The following is a 16,656-nucleotide window of genomic DNA, read 5'->3' as shown; positions in this document are numbered from 1 at the left end:
AGCAGGACGCGACTGAACGGCCGTTCGGCTAGACCGCCTTCAGGACATCACGTCCGATGATGAGTTTCTGGACTTCGGTCGCGCCTTCATAGATGCGCAACGCGCGTATCTCGCGATAGAGCTGCTCAACGACTTCGCCCGAGCGCACGCCGCGGCCGCCGAACATCTGTACGGCGCGGTCGATCACCGCCTGCGCGGTTTCGGTTGCGACCATTTTGGCCATTGCTGCTTCACGGGTCGTGGAAGCTTTCTGCACGTCGCGCCGCCACGCCGCGCGGTAGGTGAGAAGCGCGCTGGCATCGACGCCTGCGGCCATGTCGCCGAGGGCTGCCTGCGTCAATTGCTGGTCGCCCAGCACGCCACCGAACATCCGCCGTGACAGGGCATGCGCCACCGCCTCATCGAGCGCGCGGCGGGCAAAGCCCAGCGCGGCGGCCGCCACCGATGCGCGGAAGATATCGAGGGTGCGCATGGCGATCTTGAAACCTTCGCCCGGCGAACCCAACAGCCGCGCCGCCGGGATCCGGCAAGAATCAAAACGCAGCGTCGCCAGCGGATGCGGCGCCATCACGTCGATACGGTCGGCGATCGAAAACCCGGGATCATCCGGCAGCACCACGAAGGCCGAAATGCCCCGCGCACCCGGCGCCTCGCCGGTTCGCGCAAACAGCGTATAAACGTCGGCAATGCCGCCGTTGGAGATCCAGGTCTTCTCGCCATCGAGGATGTAGTGGTCGCCTTCGCGGCGGGCGCTGCAGCCCATGGCAGCGACGTCGGAACCGGCCTCCTTCTCCGACAACGCAAAGGCGGCAATCCATTCGCCCCGCCGCGCCTTCGGCAGCACCAGCGCGCGCAATTCGGGCGAACCGGCAATCGCCACCGCACCAGTTCCAAGTCCCTGCATCGCAAATGCGAAATCGGCGAGCCCGCTATGCCAGGCAAGCGTTTCGCGGGCGAGACAGATCAGCCGAGAGTCGATCACCGCATCGGGCCGATCGCCTGCGACCGATGCCTCCAGCAATCCGGCGGCGCCAAGCTGGCGTACCAGCGAACGGCAGGTTTCGTCGACGTCATGGCCATGCGTATCGCCAAGGTCGGCTGCAAATGCGTCGAGCGCGGCAGCGTATTCGCTGTGGCGGGAATCGAAGAACGGCCACGCGAGGTGTTCGCGCGACGGCCCGCGTAATGGCGAAACCGGAGTCATGTCAGTCTCCCGCAAAGGCCGGTTTTGCGCACGCCGCCAAGTGCAACGCGCGGCCTCAATAATGTTTCATGGCTAAAATATCCTGTCAAGCGAACGGGCCCGCCGATCGGAAGCCCGGCGCGTGTGCATGAAGCCTATGAAACAGGCTAGAAACTGCGCTCAAATGCGCGTGAAGCGTTTTGCAGCCTCAGAACTCGCGGGTTCGATTGACATCATTTTTGTTTGATGTCTAAAATTATATTCGGTCATCCGGAGTTCCGGGCGAGCCCTCAGGAGGCGAGCATGGCAGAACGCTCTTTCGCGCGCGAGGTGGAAGACCTGAAGCTCGGCGCCGGTCAGGAATTTCGCGGCGAAGGCATCCTCGCCATTACCAAAGCACTGCTCGAATGCGGCGTCAGTTATGTCGCCGGTTACCAGGGCGCGCCGATCTCGCACCTGATGGATGTGCTGTCGGACGCGCAGGACATTCTTTCCGATCTCGGCGTGCACTTCGAATCCAGCGCCAGCGAGGCCACCGCCGCAGCAACGCTGGCTGCCTCCGTGATGTATCCGGTCCGTGGCGCGGTCACCTTCAAGGCGCCGGTCGGCATCAATGTCGCGTCCGACGCGCTCGCCAACCTCTCCTCGGGCGGCGTGACCGGCGGTGCGCTGATCATCATCGGCGAGGATTACGGCGAAGGCTCCTCCATCATGCAGGAGCGTTCGCACGCGTTTGCAATGAAGTCGCAACTCTGGCTGGTCGATCCGCGGCCCAACGTGGCGTCGATCGTCAAGGCCGTGCACGATTCCTTCGAGCTGTCCGAGGCGTCGAATACGCCAGTGATGCTGGAGGTGCGGATACGCGCCTGCCATGTGCATGGGCGCTTCGCCACCCGCGACAATGTCCGCCCCGCTTTTCCGCTGTCCCGCGCGCTGGATCAGCCGTCGCGCGACACCAACCGCATCGTGCTGCCGCCGGCCTCGTTCCTGCACGAGAAGGAGAAGGTCGAGCATCGCTGGCCCGCGGCGGTTGAGTTCATCCACGCCCGCGGCATGAACGAGACCTTCGACGGCGACATCGACGATATCGGCATCATCATGCAGGGCGGCATGTACAACGGCGTCATCACGGCGCTGCGCGAGGCCGGGCTTGCCGACATCTGGGGCGAGACGCGCGTACCGATCTATGTGATGAACGTGACCTACCCGATCGTCGACCGCGAGGTGATCGACTTCTGCCGCGGCAAGAAAGCGGTGCTGATGGTCGAGGAGGGACAGCCCGAGTTCATCGAGCAGGCGCTGCACAAGATCCTGCGCAATGCCGACATCCCGGCCAAGCTGCACGGCAAGGACCTGTTCCCGATGGCCGGCGAATATACGGCACAAGTCATGGGCGAAGCGATCGGGGCCTTCATCCGCCGCTGGCGCCCGGATGCCTTGTCGGATGCCGCGCGCGCACCGAACATCGACCGCACTGAGGTAGATGAGAAAATCCGCGTGCTCGCCGATGTGGTGCCACCCCGTCCGCCGGGCTTCTGCACCGGCTGTCCGGAGCGGCCGATTTTTTCCGCAATGAAGCTGGTTGAGAAGGAACTCGGACCGCATCACATCGCCGCCGATATCGGCTGTCACCTGTTCTCGATCCTGCCGCCGTTCAATATCGGCGCTACCACCATGGGTTACGGGCTGGGCCCGGCCTCGGCCTCCGCCTTCAATGTGCCTGCGGGCAAGCGGCCGATCTCGATGATGGGCGACGGCGGCTTCTGGCACAACGGGTTGACCAGCGGCGTCGGCAACGCCGTCTTCAACCAGCACGACGGCGTGATCGTCGTTGTCGACAATTACTATTCCGCCGCGACCGGTGGCCAGGACATCCCCTCCTCGCGCGCCGATAATCGTTCGCGTTCGACCAAGCACCCGATCGTCGAGGCGGCGAAGGGTGTCGGCGCCAAATGGGTGCGCCAGATCGACCGCACTTACGATGTCACGCGCATGCGCGACACGCTGCGCGAGGCGCTGACGACGGAGGAGAAAGGGCCGAAGATCATCGTCGCCTCGTCGGAATGCATGCTGAACAAGCAGCGGCGCGTGAAGCCGCTGGTGGCCGCCGCCGCCAAGCGCGGCGAGCGCATCGTGCGCGAGCGCTTCGGTGTCGATGAGGATGTATGTTCCGGCGACCACGCATGCATCCGCCTGTCCGGCTGCCCCTCGCTGTCGGTGAAGCCAACCAGCGATCCCCTGAAGGACAATCCAGTCGCCGCCGTTGACAATAGTTGCGTCGGCTGCGGCCATTGCGGCGAGGTCGCGGACGCGGCTGTCTTGTGTCCCTCGTTCTATCGCGCCGACATCGTTTCCAATCCGACCTCGTTCGAAACGCGGCTCGACCGCCTCTGGCAGCGAATGATCGGCGTTTTGCAGCGCTGGCGCGCCGGACGCCGCGTCACGTTTGAGCAGGAGGCGGCATGAACGTCTCGGTCGCGCCCTCCTCCATCGCACTTAGTCAGGCTCGCCCGATCACCGTCGCGGTGCTCGCGATGGGCGGTCAGGGCGGCGGCGTCTTGGTCGACTGGATTGTCGCATTGGCCGAGCGGCGCGGCTGGTTCGCGCAATCGACATCGGTGCCCGGCGTCGCCCAGCGCACCGGTGCCACGATCTATTACATCGAGATGATCGCGCCTGACACGAGCAAGCCCGACCGCCATCCCGTCCTGTCGTTGATGCCCGCGCCGGGCAAGGTCGATATCGTGATCGGCGCCGAATTGATGGAAGCTGGCCGCGCCATTCTGCGCGGGTTGGTCTCGCCCGACCGCACACTGTTGATTGGCTCTTCGCACCGCTCATTGGCCGTGAGCGAGAAGACCGCGCCCGGCGACGGCACTGCCGACGCGGCGCAGGTCTACGAGGCGGCAAACGTTGCTGCCAACCGCTTCATCGCGTTCGACATGGCCGAGATCGCCGACGCCACCGGCAGCGTGGTTTCTGCGGTACTGTTCGGCGCGCTTGCGGGCTCCGGCGCTCTGCCCTTTGCCACCGAGGATTTTGAAGCCACGATCCGGGCCGCGGGGGTCGGCGTCGATGCCAGCCTGCGCGCCTTCACCGCCGGCCGCGAGCGGGCCGGCGCCATGGTCAAGCAGGATCCCAAGATCAAGCCTGTGGCAAAGCCGCCGCTCGCAAAACATTTTCCGCGTCTCGAACCAATCGGCCACGCCGGCTATGACGCGCTGGTCGCGCGATCGCGGCAGTTGCCGCCGGAAGTGCATGGCATCGTCGCCGCCGGCCTGCAGCGCGTGGTAGATTATCAGGACGTCGCATACGGCGGTGAATATCTCGACCGGCTCGAAGCGATGCCGCGCGAGGCGACCGGCCTGCTACAGGCGTTTGCAAAGTATCTCGCGATCGCAATGGCCTATGACGACGTGATTCGCGTGGCCGATCTGAAGACGCGAGCGGGAAGATTCGACCGGGTCCGCCGCGAGGTCCGCGCCGGCGACGACCAGGTTCTCGCGATCACCGAGTTCTTCCATCCGCGGATCGAGGAACTGGCAGGTCTTTTACCGCCTCGGCTCGGCAAGAAGGTCGAGCGCAGCGAGCGGCTTGCCCGGCTGATCGATCGTGGACGTAAACTGCGCACCACCGCGCCGTCGTCGTTCCTGCTGCTGTACGGCGTGGCCGGATTGCGGCGCTTCCGCCGGCGCACGCTGCGGCACGCGCGCGAGATGCGCCATCTCGACGAGTGGGCGCAACGCATCCGGAATTTCGCCGGGAGCGATCCGGCGCTTGCGACCGCCGTGTGTGAGGCTCGCCGTCTCGTCGGCGGCTACTCGGACACACACTCGCGCGGTGAATCGAAGTTCGACAAGGTCATGCTTGCGTCCGAGCGTCTGGCCGGCCGGCTAGATGCCGCCGAATGGGTACAGCGGCTGACCAAGGTGGCGCTGAAGGATGCCGATGGAACCGAACTCGACGGCGCCTTGCGAACCGTCGGGACACTGTTCGAGGACTCCTGAGGATGGATCAATTCGAAGTCGTGGTGTCGAAGGCTGAGGCGCTCACCTCGCGCATCCGCGAATTCGTGCTGACGCGCGTCAGTGGTGCGCCGATGCCGGGCTGGTCCGCCGGCGCGCATATCGACGTCCACCTGCCTGATGTCGGCCGTCGCTCCTATTCGCTGATCGAGACGGTCTCGCCGCGCGCGGCCGAACATCCGACCGCCTATCGCATCGCCGTGCTGCAGGAAAACAAGAGCCACGGCGGCTCCAGCTTTATGCACGGCCTCAAGACCGGCGATCGCCTGACAATCTCGCCACCGGCGAACAATTTTCCGCTTCGAGCCGGCGCGGGAGAAGTGGCACTTGTCGCGGGCGGCATCGGCGTGACGCCGCTGCTCACGATGGCCTGTGAATTGAACGCGGCGAAGCGGCCGTTCTCGTTCTATTATGCCGGCCGCAGCCGCAGCGAACTCGCCTTTCTCGGCGACATCGAGCGGCTGGCTAGCGCCAGCGCGACCATCCACGCCGACGACGAAGCCGGCTGCTTCTTCGACCTCGAGGGCTTGATGAGCGGGCTCGCACCCGACGTGCCGCTCTATCTCTGCGGACCGCTGCCGATGATCGAGGCTGCCATCGCGCTGGCGAAGCGGATGAACTGGCCGCAAGGGCGGCTTCATTTCGAAATCTTCACCGCGCCCGAAGAGAAGTCCGGAGACTCCGCCTTCGAAGTCGAACTCAGGAGCAGCGGGCGCGTCTATGAGATTCCCGCCGGCAGGACCATCCTCGACGTGCTGATCGAGGCCGGCGAAGACCCAATGCATGACTGCAAGCGCGGCGATTGCGGCATCTGCCAGACCACGGTGATCTCCGGCATTCCCGATCATCGCGACTACATCTTGAGCGACAGCGAGAAGGCCTCGAACAAGGTGATGCAGATCTGTATTTCGCGCGCGAAGACCAAGCGACTCGTGCTCGACCTGTGAGGGAGAAACGCATGACCCGATATGCCGGCAATGTCGCAGCCATTCGCGACCTGGTCCGCGACCAGGAAGTTCACCGCGACGTCTATGTCAGCGAGGAAGTGTTCCAGCTTGAGATGGAGCACATGTTCCCGAATAGCTGGGTCTATGTCGGCCATGACAGCCAGGTCCCCAATCCCGGCGATTATTTCGGCACCACGATCGGCACGCAGCCTATCCTGCTGGTCCGCCACACCGACGGGACGGTAAAAGTGCTGCACAACCGCTGCCCGCATAAGGGCACGCGCATCACGTCCGAGACCTGCGGCAATGCCGGAAAGTTCTTCCGCTGCCCCTATCATGCCTGGAGCTTCAGAACCGACGGCTCGCTGCTCGCTATCCCGCTAAAGAAGGGCTACGAGAATACCGGTTTTGAGCAGAGCCATGCGGCGAGCGGCATGGCGCCAGTCCGCCATGTCCGCAACTACCGCGGCTTCGTGTTCGCCAAGATCAATGACGGCGGCCTCGATTTCGAGGAGTTCTTCGGCGACAGTCTATCGAGCTTCGACAACATGATCGACCGCTCGCCGGTCGGTCAGCTCAAGGTCGCCGGCGGCGTGCTGCGGTACATGCACAATTGCAATTGGAAGATGCTGGTGGAAAACCAGACCGACACCTGCCATCCGATGGTCGCGCATGAGTCCTCCGCCGGGACCGTGGTCGAAGTCTGGAAGAAGGCGCCGCCCGGCACCAAGAAGCCGATGGCGGTCGAGATCATCGCTCCCTTCATGAGCCCCTACGAGTTCTTCGAGAACATGGGCATCCGGATCTGGGACAACGGCCACGGCCACACCGGCGTGCATCACTCGATCCATTCCGACTATTCGGCAGTGCCCGGTTATTTCGAGAAGATGAAAGCGGCCTATGGCGAAGAACGCGCCAAGGCGATCCTCGGCGAGAACCGGCACAACACGGTCTATTTCCCCAACATCATGATCAAAGGGCCGATCCAGTTGTTGCGGCACTTCAAGCCGATCGCAGCCAACAAGACGCTGGTCGAATCCTGGACGTTCCAGCTCGTCGATGCACCCGACATGCTGCTCGAGCGCACGTTGATGTACAACCGGCTGATCAACGCGCCGACCTCGATCGTCGGCCACGACGACCTCGAAATGTATGAACGCGCACAGGAGGGCCTGCACTCGAACGGCAATGAGTGGGTGAACCTCCAGCGCCTCTACAGCCCCGACGAAGCCGGGCAGACCAACGTAGCGGTCAACGGCACCAGCGAGTGGCCGATGCGCCACCAGTTCCGGGCCTGGACCAAGTTCATGACGATGGGGATGTAACATGAGCATGGTCACCGACGCTCAAGTGAAGAATGCGATTCCCACCGACCAGGACTTGATCGACTTCGTGGTTCGCGAGGCGCGGCTGATCGATCAGCAGCGTTTCGACGAATGGCTCGATCTCTACGCCGACGACGCTTTCTACTGGATGCCGCTGGAATGGAATCAAACCGATCCGCGGCTGACCTGTTCGCTGATGTATGAAGACAAGCTGTTGCTCTCGATCCGGGTCGAACGGCTCAAGGGCGCGCGGACGTTCAGCCAGAAGCCGAAAAGCCGCTGCCATCATGTGTTGCAGACGCCGCAGGTGGATTCGCGCGATCCTGCCGCCAACAACTACGTCACCTGGACCCCGATGCATTACATCGAGACCCGCATGGACGAGCAGACACTCTTTGCTGCCTGGGCCACGCATCATCTCAGCGTCGAGAACGGCAGGCTGAAGATCAAGCTCAAGCGTGTCGATCTGATCAATTGCGATGCTGCCTTCGGCAACATCCAGCTCTTCATGTGAGGGAGGATGAACGTGGTCCACCACACGGCGATCGTGAGCGGCGGTAATACCGGCATTGGCGCTGCGATCGCGCGCGGCCTGCTCGCCGAGGGGTATGACGTGATCTCGCTGTCGCGGCGCAAGCCGGACTGGAGCCATCCAAAACTCTCCTCGCGCGAGGTCGACCTGCTCGATGCGACGGCAACGCGCCAGGCGGCGACGGAAATCGCCGCGAATTTTGCGATCACCCATGTCGTGCACAATGCCGGCGCCATTCGGCCCAAGCCGCTGGAAGAGGTCGATGACGGGGACGTCGGCGCTTTGGCGCAGCTCCATTTCGGCGCGGGGATTGCGCTGGCGCAAGCGGCGTTACCCAACATGAAGAAAGGCCGCTTCGGCCGCATCGTACTGCTATCCTCCCGCGCGGCACTCGGCGCCGCCACACGCACCGTCTATTCGGCCACCAAGGCCGGCATCATCGGCATGGCACGGACCTGGGCGCTCGAGCTTGCGCCGTTCGGGATCACGGTCAATGTCGTCGCGCCGGGCCCGATCGGAGATACCGAGATGTTCGAGAGCGTGATGTCGCCGGAATCCGAACGCGCCAAGAAGCTCGCACAGTCGATTCCGCTCGGCCGTCTCGGCAAATCCACCGACGTCGCCCGCGCGGTCAGTTTCTTCAGCTCACCGGATGCCGACTTCATCACCGGGCAGACGCTCTACGTCTGCGGCGGAGCCAGCATCGGGTCGATTTCCATCTAGCTTGGGGTGAGATGCCAGCCATGGACGCCACGGTCAAACGAAAGGCTCGATCTCCCAAGGGCGCGCGCACGCAACCGCTGCACCCTGGCGAGCCGACGCACGAGTCCGATGGCGCGCATCTCGAGTTGCGCATCTGGCTGCGCCTGCTTTCCTGCGCCACAAGGATCGAGAAGGCGCTGAACGCACGGCTGCGCAAGGAGTTCAACACTACGCTGGCCCGCTTCGACCTTTTGGCGCAGCTCGCGCGCAAACCTGCAGGCGCGACCATGTCCGAAGTCTCCGAGCTCTTGATGGTCTCGAACGGCGCCATCACCGCGCTCGTGCAGAAGCTGGAAGCCGACGGCTTTATCCATCGTGAAGTCGATTCCGAGGATCGCCGCACCTTCCGCCTGCGCCTGTCACAGGAAGGCGCCAAGGAATTCGGCCGGATGGCACGCCGGCACGAGGAATGGGTAATCGCCCTGATCGGCGAATTGTCGCCGGTCGCGCAGTCGGACCTGCTGCAACATTTGACCCTGCTCAAGCGCCGCCTCGACAAGCACGCCTGACGCGGATGCCGGACGGCGGCGCCGCAAGCGGCTTGAAGTGCTATGAGCTGGGGCCGCTTCCCGAAGGCGCGAGCCGATGCTTGAAGAACGCCAGGATCTCATCGCGGGCCGCGATCGTCGGCTGGCCGGCCTCGTCGATCAGGTGCGCGGTGACGACGCTGTGCGGGGTGGTCACATGGCGCGCGAAGAATGGCGCGAGATCGGTATTCGCTGCGCTATCCGGCAGCACCCGTCCAATGAACCGCTCGCCAAGCGCTTCCGCATAGGCCGCGAAGCGTTGCGCCATGCAGAACTTGTCGCCGGCGAAGCGATAGGCCATCACCGTCAGATCTTCCCGCTCCAGCCGTTCGCGGACGGCCCTGACTTCGTCCGGGGTGATTTCGATGCCTGCCGGATCGTTCAGCGGCAGCGACGGCTGCGAAAGCACCGGCGCCAGCATCGATGGTTCGAGCATCATGGACAGCGCAAAATTTCCCGTAAAACACATGCCAATAGCGCCGACGCCGGGACCGCCGCACTCGCCATGCGCCAATCGCGCCAGCGACCGCAGCCACTTTGTCACCGGACTGGATTGGTTCGAGGACAACGCGCGAAACTCGGCGCTTACACAGGCGCGCTGAAAGATCGCAGCGCCCTCCTCCGCGCCTGGAACGGCACCGTCGCGGCCGAACAGCGACGGCATGTAGACGGTGAAGCCGGCGTCGCGGACCCAGCGGGCAAATCGCGCGACATGCGGGCTGATCCCCGGCATCTCCGTCATCACGATGACAGCCGGCCCCGTGCCGGTCACGTAGACGATCTTGGTGACGCCATCGAGCGCGATGTCGCGGCGCGCGAAATCCTCGAGCGGATCGTCCTGCGTCATGGACCGTTTCGGCATCGGCACAATTCCTTTGTCGATCAATGGATGCTCAGGCAGGAGCCGCGGCGCAGCGGCCGCAGATTCCTACAAACGCCGTCCTCGTGACTATCGTTGCGATTTCTGAGCCATCGGGCTAGTGTCAAAAATGACATTTATCGGGCATTTTTTGACATGACCAAAGTGGCGGTTGTCGAGATCGAGGGGTGCATGGCCTCGAGCGCGGCCATCACTCACGACGTGTTGGCGACCGCGAACCGGATCAGCGCTGCGAAACGCGTTCTGCCATTCAAGGTGACGACGGTGCGTTGCGGATCCCGCCGAAGCAGCGCCGATCTGCGCGGAATCGAGCTTGTCATCGTTCCCGGGCTTGGCACGGCGTCGGCAGACGAGCTAGAGACGAAGTTGATGAGCCCGGCATGCCGGCGCGCGGGCGACATGATGACCCGGGCGCACGCGACCGGAGCCATGCTCGCTGCGTCCTGCGCCAGCACCTTTTTGTTGGCAGAGGCGGGCCTGCTCGACGGCCGGCGCGCGACCACGACATGGTGGCTCGCGCCGCTGTTCCAGCAGCGCTATCCCCAAGTCGAACTCATGACGGAGCAGATGGTCGTCGCCGATTGGCCGATCGCAACCGCTGGCGCGGCCATGGCGCAGATGGACCTGATGCTCGCGATCGTCAGCCGGTTCGCAGGACCAGGCCTGGCGAAAGCCTGTGCCAATTATCTCCTGCTGGATGAGCGACGCTCCCAGGCGCCATTCATGGCGATTACCTATCTAGCAGGCCAGGACCCGAGGATTGCCAAGGCCGAGAAGTGGGTGCGCGACAACATCGCGCGTGACTTTGCGATCGAGGAGCTGTCCGCAGCCGTCGCGCTGGCGCCGCGGACATTTGCCCGGCGAATCGCGGCGACCTGCGGTGTTTCACCAATTCAGTTCGTGCAGCGGATCAGGCTGGAAACAGCGCGCTTGCTGCTTGAGACGACGCGCCTGTCGGTCGAGCAGATCGCGCGGCAGGTCGGATATGCGGAGCCTTCCACGCTTCGCCGGCTGATCCGGCGCGATACGAAACATCCTCCCGGACATTTCCGCCCTGTCGCTTGAGCGTCTCCCTCGCCCGCGACGTCGCCAGTCTCACTGGCCCAGTATCGCCTTCACCTCGAGATATTCCTCAAATCCGAAGATTCCGAATTCGCGCCCATTGCCGGACTGCTTGTAGCCGCCAAACGGCAGGCTGCGGTCGAAAGGAGCACCGTTGAGGTAGACGCGCCCTGCGCGGATGCGGTTGACGACGATGCGAGCGCGGTTCACGTCCCTGGATTGCACGAAGCCCGCCAAGCCGAACGGCGTGTCATTGGCGATTTCGATCGCCTCCTCCTCGCTATCATAGCTCATGATCGACAGCACGGGACCGAAGATCTCCTCACGCGCAATCTTCATCTGCGGCGTCACGTCGCCGAAGACGGTCGGACGAACATAGTATCCGCGGTTGATTTCGGCAGGCCGCCCCGTTCCGCCGGCCACCAGCGTCGCCCCCTCATCAACGCCGGACTGAATAAGATCCTGAACTTTCTGAAACTGCGCCTGGCTCACCAGCGGCCCCATCGTCGATGCGGGGTCGAGCGGGTCTCCCAGGAGAATACTGTGGACCGCCTCGCGCGCCGCCTCGAATGCCGCATCCCGCTGCGCGCGTGGAATCAGCATGCGCGTGGGAGATTGGCAGTTCTGGCCGGCGTTGGTGTAACAGGCGTGAACGCCCTGGATCACGGCCGTTTTCAGATCAGCATCGGCAAGGATGATGTTGGCGGACTTGCCGCCCAGTTCCTGCGCGACGCGCTTGACCGTATGCGCCGCAAGCTTGGCCACTCTGACACCCGCCATCGTCGATCCGGTGAACGACACCATGTCGATCTCGTGATGGGCGGCGATCGCCTCGCCCACGGTGGGACCGTCGCCGTTGACGAGATTGAAGACGCCCGCCGGCACGCCAGCGGCGTCGACGATCTCTGCGAACAGCATCGCGCTGAGCGGCGCGATCTCGCTGGGTTTCAGGACGACCGTGCAGCCGGTTGCGAGCGCCGGCGCGACCTTGGACGCGACCTGGTTCAGTGGCCAGTTCCACGGCGTGATCAGTCCGCAGACACCGATCGGTTCGCGGCGGATGATCCCGTTCCCCATCCGCTCCTCGAACTTGTAGTTCGCAAGCACGCGCGCCGCTTCCTCAAAATGAAACAGCGCGACCGTGGCCTGACGCTCCGTCGCAAACGTGATGGGCGCGCCCATTTCGAGGGTCATCATCCGCGCCAGTTCCTTCAGGCGCGCCCTAAGGCCCTCGATGATCTTCTGAAGCCAGGACAGGCGTTCTTCGACGCTGGTTTCGGAATAGGTGGCAAAAGCGCGGCGGGCTGCCTTGGCGGCCCGATCCACATCCGGAGGGGAGCCCAGGCTGATCTGCGCGAAGATCTCCTCCGTCGCAGGATTGACGATTCCAAGCGTTGACGGCGCGGCCGGATCCACCCAGGCTCCGTCGATATAGAATTTCAGTTTTTTCATTGTTCTCCTTTCATGATGTCCGCATAGCGGCGTCATTGCTCCGTCACAGGTGCCTGCCCTCATCCACCGGCACTACAATTCCCGTCGAACTGGTCAGGTTGACGATGCAGGCTACTACCGCCCTTGCGACATCGTCGGGCGTGGTGACGTGGGCCAGTGGCAATCTTTCGGCCGTTTTCTGTAGCTGTTCACGGCTCCGGCCCGGGACAAAATCCGTGTCCACGCCGGCGGGCGAGACGGAGAAGACGCGGATCCGCGGCGCAAGCACTTTCGCGAGCGCGATCGTCAGCGCGTCGACACCCGCCTTTGCAGCCAGATAGGCCAGGCTGCTGCCGAGCCCCGTGCGAGCCGCGATGGATGAAATGCTCACGATCGCTGACCCGCTGCCGCGCTCCAGCAAGGGACGGAAGGCGCGAACCATGGCGAATGGTCCCCGCAGGTTGAGCGTAACGGTCCGGTCGAAGATATCGTCCGTCAGCGCTTCCAGATCAGCGGCGGGCACGGGCGTCGTGGCGCCGCCGCAATTAACCAGCGCATCGAGCCGCCCGTACTGCTTGTCCACGGCCGCCGCGGCCTCGGAGATGGAAGTCGGATCGTCGATCGCAATCCGCATGGCGACGTGCCGGCTGCCTTGCAGCCCATCGATCACCTCTTCGGCCAGTGAACGGCGGCTGTTGTAGCCGACCACGACAGCAGAACCCATGGCGGCAAGGCGCGCCGCCGTCGCCTTGCCGATGCCGCTGTTACCGCCGGTGACGAGGACAACCTTCGGGATCGACAGCGCTGGAATTTCAATAGCAGTCATCTATGGCGGTCTCGCTTTACTGCATCGCGATCTTTGCCGCCTCGATCACCGGTCGCCATTTGTCGCGTTCGCCATCGATAAACGCCTTGAGGTCTTGCGGCGCACCGCCGACGCCTTGCAGCGAATTTTGTTCGAGGATGGTCTTTCCCTTGTCACTCTTCAGAAAGGCATTCACCGCCTTGTTGACCTTCATCACGATCTCAGGCGGTGTACCGGTTGGAGCCACGACCGCGTACCATGCGGTCGCCTCGAAGCCCTTGAATCCCGCGTCCTGCACGGTCGGCACATCGGGCAGTTGCGCGACACGCTGGCTTGTCGTTACTGCAAGCGCTCGGATCTTGCGATCGGCTATCAGCGGCAGATAAGTCGGCATGAAATCCATGGCGACGTTGACTTGTCCGCCCAAGAGGTCCGTGATCAGCGGCGCGGACCCACGATAGGGTACATGCGTCATCTCTACGCCGGCAAACTGCTGGATCAGCGCCGAGGTAATGTGTCCGAGCGTGCCGTTGCCGGGATGGCCGACATTGACCTTGCCCGGGTTCTGTTTGGCATAAGCGATCAGGTCGGGAAGCGTCTTCGCTGGAAAGTCTGACGTCGCCGTGATGATCATTGGAGATTTGGCGACGAGCACAACCGGCGTGAAGTCTCGCTCGGAGTCGTAAGCCAGGCCCTTGTACATGAACTTGTTGAGCGCGATCGGCGCCGGTGTCCCGAACAGCCAGGTATGGCCATCTGCAACCGCTTTGGCGACAGCCGCCCCACCGAGATTGCCGCCCGCCCCCGCACGGTTTTCGACGATGAACTGCTTGCCGAAGTCTTCGCTCAGCGCCTGGGCAACGGCGCGCGCCAACGTGTCAACGGCGGCGCCAGCCGGGAACGGTACGATCATGGTGACCGGGCGGCTCGGCCACTCCTGCGCGGCAGCGGGCTGACATGGCGCAATGGCAAGTGCAAGGCCTATGAGGCCGACAGAGAGCAGACGCATGTTTCCTCCCGAGCTGTGCGCAGGTGCTGCATGGGCACCAGCGCTTATTCTTCGGCAAACTTGTCCAGGCCCTTGCGGCCCAGCCATTTGGACAGTTCGTCCGCAACGGCTTCATTGTTGAGATCGGCAAAGGCGATGTGCGTGTTGCCGCGCAGACCCGCATCGGGAAGCAGCAGGACCTCGCAATCTCCGCCGTGACGATTGACGATATCGCAGAAGGTCCGTGCCACCTTGACCGAGGCGGCCCAGATCGGACGCGTCTCGGTGTAATCGCCGAATACCATCTGGATCGGAAACTTGGTCAGCTTCTTGAACTCGACGAGCGGCACGGAGTTGGGGCCGTACGGCGCATCCGGCTTGGGCTCGGGCCCTTCGCCCTCCGGGAAGACGAAGCCAGGCGTTTCGTAGGCGACGATGCCCTTCAAGTTGTCGTTCTTTGCCTTGAGCGCCGACAACAGCGCGCGCCAGCCGCCCGCGGAATTGGTGACGGCAACCACGGGACCGATCCTGTCGATGGCCTGGCCGCCGGCCTCCGCCTGCAACAATGCGTTCGCGAGCGTATCGAACTCGTCGTAACGGGCACGCGTCGCCTGATTCCAGGCTTCCTTGTCGGCCGTGGGAAACTGCAGGCCTGGATGCCAATTGAGATACGTCAGACCGAAGCGCCAGGCGGCAAAGTTGCGCTGATCGAAATAATCCGGCGTGTAGGTGATCGGCTCGCAACTCCAGTTCGCGCGGCCGACGCGCGGGCCGTCCCAAAGGTAAACAGGATAGCCCTTGCGCAGAAAGATACTCTTGTAGCCTTCGCCGCCGTCCCAACGGTTCTCCCACACCTTGGTGCTGGAGCTATGCCACATGATCAGGCCGACGCTGCGCCTTTTCGCGGGGATGAAGTATTCGACATAACCATGATCGCAGGAGAGCGTCTGGCTGGGATCGCCGGGCTTGGCAACGACCTTGCCGCCCACTTCATACGCGCCCGTCGATTCCAGGATGATCGGCGGCTTCGGCGGCTTGCGCTGCTCTTCCGCGACTACCGTGTGGCTTGCTCCCATGAACAGCAATGCTGCCATAAATGGCATGGCTCGCGCCACGATGCGGTCCATCAGCGCGTCACCGTCGCGATCTACCCGTTCCATGCTAATTTCCTCCCCTTAAGCGCACGCCGCTTTTCGCGGTCTTTGCGCTTGTCCCGCTAAGCGGCGTCTTGTGTGGCCGACTGCATCACCGGAAGGTTGAGAAACCGTGCCGCGTTGTCGCTGATGAGTTTTCTGATCGCAGGCCGCGGCATCTGCAGATCGAGCAGGATCTGGGTGATGCTGCGGAAGCCGTCGACCGGACGTTGCGACCCCTGCAGGCCGAGATCGGACGAAAGAATCGTGTTGTCGACGCCAGCCACGTCGATCAGGTGCGCGAGATCGTCCGCGCTGTACTTTAAGGATTTGCCTTCGATGAACATGCAGATCGAATGCTCCATCTTGACGCCGCGCGCGACAAGCTGGCGGATATCGGTGTCATTGCAGCCGACGATGTAGGTCGGATGGTTGACCATCATTTTCTTGACGCCGCGTCGCGCCGCCTCATCGAACAGGATATGCAATTCGCTGGCCGGCAGGTGGCCGCCGGCCAGGATAATGTCCGCCTCGGCAATGAGATCGATGACCTTCCTGGTGTCGTCTGTAAGCTTTCCATTGGCATCGAGCGCGGAAAGCGGGATCGGTTCGAGCATTTTTTGCGAGGTCTTCGGAAACGTCGAGTTTCCAGCCGCCATCGCCTTGATATGGTTCGCGGCCGACAGCGTTGGCATCCAGACGATCTTGCCGCCGAGCTTGATCGTATGGTCGACCGCATGCGGGTTGATACCGCCCGAGGCATTGTTCAGCACGATGCCGGAGAATAGCTTCACATTGGTTTCGGGAAACAGCTTCTCCAGCAGGATCGCATGCGCCATGCCGGCATAAAAATGGTCCTTGTAGAGCACGGCGCGGAACTTCGCTTCCGCCGCATCGAGCAGCTCCTCGTGATGATCGAGGATGCGCGGCATGGCTGCCGGGCCGCTATGGCAGTGCAGGTCGATCGCGCCCACCAGAAGCTCGGCGACTTCCGCCGCCCGCGATAGCGGCGGCAGTGGTACGGTGTTCGGGTAAGACACTTGCTTGTCGGCCATG

Annotated in this window: 15 protein-coding genes; 8 read left to right on the top strand and 7 right to left on the bottom strand. The window is 63.3% G+C overall.

Going from position 1 to position 16,656, the window contains the following annotated elements; translation table 11 throughout:
• Window positions 1-28: 28 nt before the first annotated feature.
• Window positions 29-1,204 carry an acyl-CoA dehydrogenase family protein gene (locus V1292_RS13315; RefSeq protein ID WP_334373063.1) on the bottom strand — a complete coding sequence of 392 codons (1,176 nt, stop codon included), beginning with the start codon at window positions 1,202-1,204 and terminating at the stop codon, window positions 29-31.
• 282 nt (window positions 1,205-1,486) lie between these two features.
• On the opposite strand from V1292_RS13315, the gene V1292_RS13310 reads away from it, so the two are divergent.
• Genes V1292_RS13310 through V1292_RS13280 form a run of 7 tightly spaced genes read left to right on the top strand, consistent with a single transcriptional unit; the run spans window position 1,487 to window position 9,283 of the window.
• Window positions 1,487-3,649, top strand: a complete 2,163-nt coding sequence (locus V1292_RS13310) for an indolepyruvate ferredoxin oxidoreductase subunit alpha (protein ID WP_334373061.1) — start codon at window positions 1,487-1,489, stop codon at window positions 3,647-3,649.
• The gene (locus tag V1292_RS13305; protein WP_334373059.1) at window positions 3,646-5,190 is read left to right on the top strand and encodes an indolepyruvate oxidoreductase subunit beta family protein; all 1,545 of its coding nucleotides are present in this window, start codon (window positions 3,646-3,648) and stop codon (window positions 5,188-5,190) included. Before V1292_RS13310 ends, V1292_RS13305 begins: the two co-directional genes overlap by 4 nt.
• A 2-nt stretch (window positions 5,191-5,192) precedes the next feature.
• On the top strand, window positions 5,193-6,155 hold the full coding sequence (locus V1292_RS13300; RefSeq protein ID WP_334373057.1) for a PDR/VanB family oxidoreductase: 963 nt from the start codon (window positions 5,193-5,195) through the stop codon (window positions 6,153-6,155).
• 11 nt (window positions 6,156-6,166) lie between these two features.
• A complete protein-coding gene (locus V1292_RS13295) occupies window positions 6,167-7,480 on the top strand; it encodes an aromatic ring-hydroxylating dioxygenase subunit alpha (protein ID WP_334373055.1) in 1,314 nt (437 codons plus the stop codon).
• Window position 7,481: 1 nt separating this feature from the next.
• Window positions 7,482-7,994 carry an aromatic-ring-hydroxylating dioxygenase subunit beta gene (locus tag V1292_RS13290; protein ID WP_334373053.1) on the top strand — a complete coding sequence of 171 codons (513 nt, stop codon included), beginning with the start codon at window positions 7,482-7,484 and terminating at the stop codon, window positions 7,992-7,994.
• Window positions 7,995-8,006: 12 nt separating this feature from the next.
• Complete coding sequence (locus V1292_RS13285; RefSeq protein ID WP_442895520.1) at window positions 8,007-8,735, top strand: SDR family NAD(P)-dependent oxidoreductase; 729 nt, start codon at window positions 8,007-8,009, stop codon at window positions 8,733-8,735.
• 20 nt (window positions 8,736-8,755) lie between these two features.
• A complete protein-coding gene (locus tag V1292_RS13280; RefSeq protein ID WP_334373050.1) occupies window positions 8,756-9,283 on the top strand; it encodes a MarR family winged helix-turn-helix transcriptional regulator in 528 nt (175 codons plus the stop codon).
• 40 nt (window positions 9,284-9,323) lie between these two features.
• Here V1292_RS13280 and V1292_RS13275 read toward each other — a convergent pair whose 3' ends face one another.
• Window positions 9,324-10,163: a dienelactone hydrolase family protein gene (locus tag V1292_RS13275; RefSeq protein WP_334373048.1), complete on the bottom strand. Its 840-nt coding sequence runs from the start codon at window positions 10,161-10,163 to the stop codon at window positions 9,324-9,326.
• 153 nt (window positions 10,164-10,316) lie between these two features.
• Here V1292_RS13275 and V1292_RS13270 point away from each other — a divergent pair, with 153 nt between their 5' ends.
• Window positions 10,317-11,246, top strand: a complete 930-nt coding sequence (locus V1292_RS13270; protein ID WP_334373047.1) for a GlxA family transcriptional regulator — start codon at window positions 10,317-10,319, stop codon at window positions 11,244-11,246.
• Window positions 11,247-11,276: 30 nt separating this feature from the next.
• Here the strand turns inward: V1292_RS13270 and V1292_RS13265 are convergent, their stop codons facing one another.
• From V1292_RS13265 to V1292_RS13245, 5 genes are read right to left on the bottom strand one after another with little or no spacing between them, the layout of a single operon-like run.
• The gene (locus tag V1292_RS13265) at window positions 11,277-12,695 is read right to left on the bottom strand and encodes an aldehyde dehydrogenase family protein (RefSeq protein ID WP_334373046.1); all 1,419 of its coding nucleotides are present in this window, start codon (window positions 12,693-12,695) and stop codon (window positions 11,277-11,279) included.
• Window positions 12,696-12,738: 43 nt separating this feature from the next.
• The gene (locus tag V1292_RS13260) at window positions 12,739-13,500 is read right to left on the bottom strand and encodes an SDR family NAD(P)-dependent oxidoreductase (protein ID WP_334373044.1); all 762 of its coding nucleotides are present in this window, start codon (window positions 13,498-13,500) and stop codon (window positions 12,739-12,741) included.
• Between the two features lie 16 nt (window positions 13,501-13,516).
• A complete protein-coding gene (locus V1292_RS13255; RefSeq protein WP_334373042.1) occupies window positions 13,517-14,488 on the bottom strand; it encodes a Bug family tripartite tricarboxylate transporter substrate binding protein in 972 nt (323 codons plus the stop codon).
• Between the two features lie 44 nt (window positions 14,489-14,532).
• A complete protein-coding gene (locus tag V1292_RS13250; protein WP_334373040.1) occupies window positions 14,533-15,627 on the bottom strand; it encodes an alpha/beta hydrolase in 1,095 nt (364 codons plus the stop codon).
• 56 nt (window positions 15,628-15,683) lie between these two features.
• Entirely contained in the window at window positions 15,684-16,655 is a 972-nt protein-coding gene (locus V1292_RS13245; protein WP_334373038.1) for a DUF6282 family protein, read from the bottom strand.
• Between the last annotated feature and the right edge of the window lies 1 nt (window position 16,656).

This window comes from Bradyrhizobium sp. AZCC 1719 (genome assembly GCF_036924525.1).
Classification (GTDB): domain Bacteria; phylum Pseudomonadota; class Alphaproteobacteria; order Rhizobiales; family Xanthobacteraceae; genus Bradyrhizobium.
Note: the sequence above shows the minus strand (reverse complement) of the source record. Positions and strands in the feature narration are given on the sequence as shown.

Excerpts from the sequence above, each read along its gene's own strand:
- V1292_RS13315 (WP_334373063.1), bottom strand. The coding sequence starts at position 1,204 with ATGACTCCGGTTTCGCCATTACGCGGGCCGTCGCGCGAACACCTCGCG.
- V1292_RS13310 (WP_334373061.1), top strand. The coding sequence starts at position 1,487 with ATGGCAGAACGCTCTTTCGCGCGCGAGGTGGAAGACCTGAAGCTCGGC.
- V1292_RS13305 (WP_334373059.1), top strand. The coding sequence starts at position 3,646 with ATGAACGTCTCGGTCGCGCCCTCCTCCATCGCACTTAGTCAGGCTCGC.
- V1292_RS13300 (WP_334373057.1), top strand. The coding sequence starts at position 5,193 with ATGGATCAATTCGAAGTCGTGGTGTCGAAGGCTGAGGCGCTCACCTCG.
- V1292_RS13295 (WP_334373055.1), top strand. The coding sequence starts at position 6,167 with ATGACCCGATATGCCGGCAATGTCGCAGCCATTCGCGACCTGGTCCGC.
- V1292_RS13290 (WP_334373053.1), top strand. The coding sequence starts at position 7,482 with ATGAGCATGGTCACCGACGCTCAAGTGAAGAATGCGATTCCCACCGAC.
- V1292_RS13280 (WP_334373050.1), top strand. The coding sequence starts at position 8,756 with ATGGACGCCACGGTCAAACGAAAGGCTCGATCTCCCAAGGGCGCGCGC.
- V1292_RS13275 (WP_334373048.1), bottom strand. The coding sequence starts at position 10,163 with ATGCCGAAACGGTCCATGACGCAGGACGATCCGCTCGAGGATTTCGCG.
- V1292_RS13270 (WP_334373047.1), top strand. The coding sequence starts at position 10,317 with ATGACCAAAGTGGCGGTTGTCGAGATCGAGGGGTGCATGGCCTCGAGC.
- V1292_RS13265 (WP_334373046.1), bottom strand. The coding sequence starts at position 12,695 with ATGAAAAAACTGAAATTCTATATCGACGGAGCCTGGGTGGATCCGGCC.
- V1292_RS13260 (WP_334373044.1), bottom strand. The coding sequence starts at position 13,500 with ATGACTGCTATTGAAATTCCAGCGCTGTCGATCCCGAAGGTTGTCCTC.
- V1292_RS13255 (WP_334373042.1), bottom strand. The coding sequence starts at position 14,488 with ATGCGTCTGCTCTCTGTCGGCCTCATAGGCCTTGCACTTGCCATTGCG.
- V1292_RS13250 (WP_334373040.1), bottom strand. The coding sequence starts at position 15,627 with ATGGAACGGGTAGATCGCGACGGTGACGCGCTGATGGACCGCATCGTG.
- V1292_RS13245 (WP_334373038.1), bottom strand. The coding sequence starts at position 16,655 with ATGGCCGACAAGCAAGTGTCTTACCCGAACACCGTACCACTGCCGCCG.